General features: G+C 32.9%; 1 protein-coding gene. It reads right to left on the bottom strand.

Annotation, left to right across the window (positions count from 1 at the left end; genetic code table 11):
* Nucleotides 1-36: 36 nt before the first annotated feature.
* Entirely contained in the window at nt 37-693 is a 657-nt protein-coding gene (locus tag OZD61_RS00015; RefSeq protein ID WP_274979371.1) for a hypothetical protein, read from the bottom strand.
* Between the last annotated feature and the right edge of the window lie 175 nt (nt 694-868).

Below are 868 nucleotides of genomic sequence, written 5' to 3'. Positions count from 1 at the left end.
TAGATATACCTCTTTCTTAACTATGCTTATTTTACCTCATATTTTCGAGATCCTTAACAGGTTCTTAGGAACAGTAAGTGACAATTTACCATCTTCATATGTTACATTTTTATCACCTTGAGACTTAAGTGTGAATTCTAGCGAGCTATCCAATTTACATAATTCTTCTTCCAGTTCTGCAAAAGTGCGAACTGCAATTTTTTCTTCAATTCTGATTGCCGCATGACTTGGATCACTACAATTAATATGTGTTACATGATTAGACTGAAACAATAACCCATATGTTTCAGCTAAATGAAGGATAGGTCCTCCTTTACCATACAATGCACCCACATAAGCAGCCTGGTTACAATTAGTGATTAGTTCTTCTAGAATAGAATCATTTGGAACTTCTGCTTCAGCATATTCAAATAGCTCTGTAAAAACTTGTTTTACAAATTGGCGGTACTTATTTTTGTCACTTGAAATGAGGTTGGTATGTTTATTATATAATTCATCAACAAGCTCTTTTGTTATAACTTTGTTCTGAATAACAAGTTTCATTCTTGGAAGATCTACGTACATAGTTGCACCAGAATTCGCTTCAGCATTATCTTTACCAGCCCTCAACCTGCTAAAACCAAACTTTTCTGCTTGAGCTCTTAGTGTAACTATTCGATTTTCCTTTTCTTTTGGTGTAGAGCTGTTCATCATTAATACCTTGATATAGACTGCTAATGGTATAATAACACATAAAAATGATTAATAAGTTAATAAAATACCTACTATAAGCCCTATGATAGCAAATATAGTTAGGGGTAACTTAGAACCTGTTAAGGATCTCGAAAATATGAGGTAAAATAAGCATAGTTAAGAAAGAGGTATATCT

Origin of the sequence: Wolbachia endosymbiont of Drosophila bocki (assembly GCF_028982005.1) — a bacterium.
Taxonomy (GTDB): domain Bacteria; phylum Pseudomonadota; class Alphaproteobacteria; order Rickettsiales; family Anaplasmataceae; genus Wolbachia; species Wolbachia pipientis.
This window is presented reverse-complemented; position numbering and strand designations above follow the sequence as displayed.